The sequence below is a fragment of the Rhodococcus coprophilus NBRC 100603 genome (genome assembly GCF_001895045.1).
Classification (GTDB): Bacteria; Actinomycetota; Actinomycetes; order Mycobacteriales; family Mycobacteriaceae; genus Rhodococcus; species Rhodococcus coprophilus.
This window is the reverse complement of the sequence record NZ_BDAM01000016.1, coordinates 1-7,105: the sequence shown is the minus strand read 5'-3', so window position 1 is coordinate 7,105 and position 7,105 is coordinate 1. Positions and strand designations below refer to the sequence as shown.

2 protein-coding genes are annotated in these 7,105 nt (G+C 65.8%); both read right to left on the bottom strand.

The genetic code is table 11. The annotated features are described in order from the left end of the window. The coding region (locus tag RDCOP1_RS21025) for a non-ribosomal peptide synthetase (protein ID WP_072705341.1) at window positions 1-4,275 on the bottom strand (4,275 nt) is incomplete at its 3' end. Between the two features lie 348 nt (window positions 4,276-4,623). Further along, window positions 4,624-7,105 (bottom strand): condensation domain-containing protein (locus tag RDCOP1_RS21020; RefSeq protein WP_143152204.1); only part of this gene is annotated, 2,482 nt, incomplete at its 5' end.

The following is a 7,105-nucleotide window of genomic DNA, read 5'->3' as shown; positions in this document are numbered from 1 at the left end:
CACAGACACCACATCGTCCACATCCACGACGTGACCGGTAACCGACACCGCAGCCTCGGTCGGACCGTACAGATTGTCCAACCGCGCATCATTGCCGGCAAGGAACCGCTGCGCCGTAGACGCAGGCAGAGCCTCACCGATCGCGAGCACCCGGCGCAGAGAAGACGGCAGAACACCGTCCGTGTCCGTCATCAACGCGGCAAGCATCGACGGCACCACATGCAAAGTCGTCACACCCTCCGACGCGACAAGGTCGTTGAGATACACCGGGTCACGATGACCATCCGGCGTCGCAACGACCACACGGCCACCGGACACAAGCGCCGACCAGAACTCCCACACCGACAGGTCGAACGTCGCAGCGGTCTTGAGCAGCAGAGCATCATCCGGCCCGAGATCGTATTCGTCCCGCATCCACAGCATTTGATTGACGATCGCCGCATGGGACACCGCCACACCCTTCGGCCGCCCGGTCGAACCCGACGTGAAAATGACGTACGCCGTGTTCTCCGGCCGCAACGGCGCAAGCCGATCGACATCCCTGACCGGCGAGTCGGAGTACCCGTCGAAGTCCGCAGTATCGAGGCGAACGACGACGATCCCGGACCCCACGCCCTCCGGAACACCGAACTCGTCACGCGCAGTGGTCAGCACCACCGTAGGAGCCGCGACCGACAGAATATAGTTCGTGCGCTCCGCCGGCTGATCCGGATCGAGTGGCACATACGCACCACCGGCCTTGGCCACCGCATACATACCCACCAAGAGTTCCACCGACCGCCGCATCGCCAGCGCAACAGTCGATTCCGGCCCCACACCCACAGAGATCAAATGACGCGCAAGCCGGTTCACCCGGGAATCGAATTCCTGATAAGACAGCGACACGCCCTCGAAAACGATCGCAGTCGCCGCAGGATCCCGACATACCTGAGCGTCGAACAAATCCACCAACGTCACCGGCGCACCCAGCGGGTGACTCGTGCGGTTCCACTCCTCCAGGACGAGATTCCGCTCCTCGACCCCGAGAATATCGAGGTCCCCCACCGCACGCCCCGGCTCAGCGACGATCTGCTCGAGCACTCGCACGAACCGCTCCGCGATCCCCGCCACCGTCGACTTGTCGAACAGATCCGTCGCGAACGTCAGCACATTACCGATCCCCGCCGCAGACCCGTCCTCGTCGTAACGGTCCGCAGCCACCAGATGCAGGTCGAACTGCGACGTCTGCACCTGCGCATCCACGCCCGACACCGTCAAACCCGGCAGCTCCAGACTCGTCTCCGCCAAGTTCTGGAACGACAACCCCACCTGGAACAGCGGATGCCGTGCGGTAGAACGCTCAGGATTGAGCACCTCGACAATCCGCTCGAACGGAACATCCGCATGCGCAAACGCCTGGAGATCCCGCTCACGCGTCTGCTCCAGCAAAGCATCGAAGGAACCACTCACATCCACATGAGAACGGAACACCAGAGTGTTGACGAACATCCCGATCAAATCGTCGAGCTCGCGGCGTCCCCTACCCGCAATCGGCGTGCCGACCGCGATGTCATCGGTGCCCGACAAACGCGCAAGCAACACCGCGAAAGCCGCATGCACCGCCATGAACAGCGTCGAGTTCCGCGAACGCGCGAGCTCGACCAGCTTACGATGCAGATCCGCGTCGATGTCGAATTCGACCCTGTCGCCGGCAAAGGACTGTTCCGCGGGCCGTGGCCGGTCGGTCGGAAGGTCCAGCTGATCGGGAAGGCCGTCCAACGACTGTTCCCAGAACGCGATCTGCTTGGCAGCCAACGACTCCGGATCCGACTCGTCGCCGAGTACCTCACGCTGCCAGATCGAGTAATCGGCGTACTGCACCTCGAGCGCCGGCCACCCCGGGGCCGCGCCCGCAGCCCGCGCCGCATACGCGGTGACCACATCCCGGGTCAACGGCCCCATCGAGAACCCGTCACCGGAAATATGATGAACCACTACCACGAGCACATGCTCCTGCGGTGCGACCCGTAACAACCGCACGCGCACCGGAACCTGGAGCGTCACATCGAAACCGGTAGTCACAGCCTCAACGACCCGCCCCGGTGCATCGTCGGCACTGACGTCCTCGACGCGTACCTCGACGACCGCGTCGCCGACACCGAGCACCTTCTGGAAACCGACCCCGTCGACCTCCGGATACAGCGTCCGCAACGACTCGTGTCGTTCCACGACATCCGACACCGCCGCCTGCAAAGCGTCGACATCCAACGTGCCCGAGAGCCTGATCGCCACCGGGATGTTGTTCGCCGCCGACCCCGGGTTCAACCGGTTGAGGAACCACATCCGCTGCTGCGCCAACGACAACGGCACCAGCTCGGGACGGGTTTTCGCGACGAGGGGGGTCTCGTTCCCGACCTCCAGGGGTTCGATCAGGGCCGCGAGTTTTCCCACCGTGGAGTGCTCGAACAGCAGGCGCGCGGGCACGCTGGTGCCGAGGCGTTCACCCAGGCGCGCGGCGAGTCGGGTCGCCACGAGTGAATTGCCACCCAGCGCGAAGAAGTCGTCGTCGAGCCCTATGCGCTCGACACCGAGGAGTGTGCCGAACTCTTCCGCCACGGCAACCTCGAGCGCAGTTGCGGGTGGACGAAACTGCACCGAAACCGACTCCGGCTCAGGCAACGCCGCACGATCGATTTTGCCCGACGGCGTCAACGGCACATCATCCAACACGACGATCGCCGACGGAACCATGTGCGCCGGAAGCATTTCCGACACCGCTGCGGATAGTTCACCGGCATCGATCTCGACACCTCCCGCGGAATGCACATACGACACCAGTCGCATCTCACCCGCCGGCGTCTCGCGGCCCACAGTGATCGCGAAATCGACTCCATCGCAGGCCGCAAGCGCCGCATCGATTTCACCGAGTTCGACCCGAAGGCCGCGGATTTTGATTTGGAAATCGTTGCGCCCCAGGTAGACCAGTTCGTCGTCGCCAGTACGCGGCGCACGAACGAGATCACCGGTGCGGTAGAGCCTCGTTCCGTCGGGGCCCGCGACGAAACGTTCGGCTGTCAGACCCGGTCTGCCCCGATAACCACGAGCAAGAGCGGGACCCGACACATACAGCTCACCCGCAACGCCGGGCGCGACCGGATTCAGGCGGCTGTCGAGTACGTGCGCACCCAGATTTCGCACCGGCGTACCGATGGTCACCGGCCGCCCCGGCTCGAGAGCACCGCTGCAATGCGTCATGATCGTCGCTTCGGTCGGCCCGTAGGCGTTGAGGAACCGCCGTCCCGGTGCCCACCGCTCCACCACATCCGGCGGGCACGCCTCGCCGCCCGACACCACCATTTCGAGTCCGTCGAGTCCCTCGGGATCGAGCGACGCCAACACCGCGGGCGTAATCAGCGCGTGGGTCACCCGATGACGACGAAGAAGCTCGGTCAGTTCGGCGCCTGCGAATGCATCGGGCGGGGCGACGACCATGGCAGCACTCACGGAAATCGCCATCAGCCATTCGAGCACCGACGCGTCGAAGCTGGGCGAGGCGACGTGAAGGGTGCGGGAGCCCGCAGTGGTCCCGAAGCGGTCCACCATCTCTTGTGCCAGGTCGGACAGACCGCTGTGCGTGACCGGAACGCCCTTCGGGCGGCCCGTGGACCCCGAGGTGTAGATGACGTACGCCGGGTTCTCGGCTCGCAGCGAACGCACACGCTCGTCGAAGGACACCGGAGCGGGCGACAACGCTTCCACTTCGGCCCTCGATTGCGGGTCGTCGAGCGCGAGCCACTCCACGGTGTCCGGCAGCGACGACACCGTCGCCGCGAGCGTAAGCCCGATCGCCGCACCCGAATCCGCGAGCATGTACGCGACGCGATCGGGAGGGTAGTTCGGATCTACCGGAACGAAGGCCGCACCGGTCTTCGCCACCGCCCAGATGGCCAGCACGGACTCGAACGACCGCGCCAGCGAGACTGCGACAATGTCTTCGGGGCCGAGTCCACGGTCGATCAATGCTCGCGCGAGGCGCGAAGAGTCGGCGTCGATTTCCGCGTACGTCCACGAGCGATCCTCGAACATCACCGCGGGAGCAGAAGGGTCACGTTCCACCGCGGTCGCAAGCAACTGCGGCAGAAGTATCGCGCGCGAACCGCGCCGGCGTGCGGGACGTCGACGCTCCCGTCCACGTTCGGACACCGGCGGCCGTCTACTCTCGGGTTCGCCGACGTTCTCCCGTGCCACGCCGTCCCCTTGCTGCATGCCGGCCGTGCGCGAGGCTTCACTCACCACTGGTCTCGCTTCCCTCATATCTCCGTTTCGGCCGTCGCCGCCCGTTGGTTACCGGACAGTCGTCAGCTGCCCAAATAGAGCATCGTGGGCCGGGGGTCATGTTACGGCCACTGGTGGGTCGCACCCGTTGGGGCAACCTCGCGAGAGCCCCCGCAACACAAGGAAATTTGGCGTTCTTCCAGTTCAGGGTGCAAATCGTGTGCGTCGCGAGTGACCGCCGGCCCCGACTCCCATTGCGTGAATGCGGGGATGCGTGGATGCGCTGGAAGGACATTTGCAGACGACGATGCCGTCGGCCTGACCCGAGCGGTCTGCGTTCTCTCTGCGTTCTCTATGCGAAGGACTCCCTCACCGACCCGTGACCCAGGGATCTCTGGACGGGCTGAGAACCCACGCCGCATCCGACGGCGCGCTCACGTCTTCGCCGTCGATCACGAACACCGTCTCGAGGTCGGCGCACGCTGCCAGGGCATCCACCGCATCGCGGGGCACGAACGCGTGGGTCACCCACTCTTCCTCCGCGAGATGGGCGACATCGGACGCATTGTCCGCCATCACCACTACGGCACCCGCGAGGGCTGCAGCGAGTACGGCATGGAGCACCCACCGATCCGCGTCCGGACCGGCAACGAGAATCCTTGCGTCGTAGGTCAACTCCTTGCCGACGATACCGTTGCGGAGGAGCGCGACCGCCCTTCCCTGGGAGAGCGCGGCGTCCGGGAAGCAGATCCCCGCATCCCCGGGACTCGGTACGGCGGTCCGCTCGGTATAGGCAATCGCCCGCGCCGAGAGGCCGGACACCTCCGAGACCAGGTCCGGTGCGTCCATAGCCAGTCGTCGGCCGGAGCCGTGAACGTCGCGGTCGGTGGTCGTCAGTACCCAGCGGGCAGCCTCCGACGACCCGACTGCGAATGCCGCACCCGACTTGACCACTGCCCACGCAGCGACCACCAGGTCGATGCCTACAGGCAGATCGACGCAGACCGTCTCACCCGGGCCGGCTCCGAGGGCGATCAGGTAGCGAGCCCACTGCGACGAGCGTTGTTCGACCTCGCCGTATGTCGACTCGACGTCGCCCACCACCACTGCCGGCGCATCGGGATCGGACTCGACGGCGACGCGCAACTCCTGCGCGATGGTGACGTCGGCGTCCTGCACCGTCGTGGTGTCCTGAGGCGGGGCGCTGCCTGTCACCGCTGTGATCTCGTCCTCCGTGCGAAGTTCGATGTCCCCGACGATCGCGGCGGGATCCGCAGCCACCGTATCCAAGAGAGCCACGAAACGACGGGCGAACGCATCCACGGTGCCCTTGTCGAACAGATCGGTCGCGTACGTGAGTGCTACCGACATGCCTGCCGGCGTTCCCTCCGGGGTGTCGTGAGGTTCGACGGTGACCTGCAGGTCGAACTTGGCCGCGAGTTCCCCAGTGCCGATCGTGTCGACCGTCAGACCGGGCAGTTCCATCCGTGCCTGCTCGAGGTTCTGGAACGACAGGACGGTCTGGAACGCGGGATGACGAGCGGACGACCGAGCGATCCCCAATTCGTCGACGACACGCTCGAACGGAATGTCCGCGTGCGTGAACGCTTCGAGGTCACCGGATCGAACTGCGTCGAGCAGCGACTCGAAGGCCGTGGCCGGATCAACGTCCGTGCGCAGCGCCAGGGTGTTGACGAACATGCCGACCACGTCGTCCAGTGCTCGGGCGCCACGGCCCGCCACCGCGGTACCGACGACCACATCGCGGGAGTTGCTCAGCCGGGAGAGGAGGACGGCGAGAGCTGCGTGCACCACCATGAACAGGGATGCCCGGCGCGACCCGGCGAGTGAGTCGAGATGCGAGTGGGTCTGCGCCGACACCTCGATTGTCGTGGTTGCACCCCGGCCGCTCGCCTGGGCGGGACGCGGACGATCGGTGGGCAGGTCGAGCAGATCCGGTATGCCCGCGAGCTTTTCACGCCAGTAGGCCAGTTGGACCCCGGCGGGCGAGTCGGGATCGTCGGCGTCGCCCAGGACCTCCTGCTGCCAGAGCGCGAAGTCCGCGTACTGCACCTCGAGCGGAGGCAGGGCCGGGGCCGTTCCTGCGGCCCTGGCGATGTATGCGCCCATGAGGTCGCGGGCCAGCGTGGGCAGCGACGCACCGTCTGCCGAAATATGGTGCACGACAAGCACGAGTACGTGGTCGTCCGGCCCGAGGGATACGAGGAGACCGCGTACGGGCACCTCCGTGGTGACGTCGAATCCGCGCCCCGCGATCTCCGCCACGGCCTCGAGCGCCTCGTGCTCCGAGGCTGCGGTCACCACCGTCAGGTCTTCCACCGTGGTGGCCGGAACGATCTGCTGCCGGGGGCCATGTTCGTCGTGCGGGTACACGGTGCGGAGGGCCTCGTGACGTTCGACGACATCACGCACCGCCGCACCCAGGCCCGCGACATCGAGTTCGCCACGCAACCGGATGCCGAGCGGGATGTTGTAGGAGCCGGACGTGGGGTCGAGCTGGTTGAGCACCCAGATTCGCTGCTGAGGAAGGGACAGCGGGATCCGTTCGGGGCGGGTTCTCGCCACGAGTTCCGGCCTGCCGGATGCGACGGGACCCGCGTCGACACGCGCCGCGAGGCCGGCGACGGTGGGTTCCTCGAACAGTTCACGGATCGCCAGTGAAGCACCGAGTGCCTCGTTGACTCGGGCGATCACCCGGGTAGCGACCAGAGAGTTGCCACCGAGCGCGAAGAACGAATCGTCTGCACCGACTCGATCGATTCCGAGGACATCGGCCCATACCTTCGCGACCGCGATCTCGGATTCGGTTGCTGGATCTCGGGATTCGCTC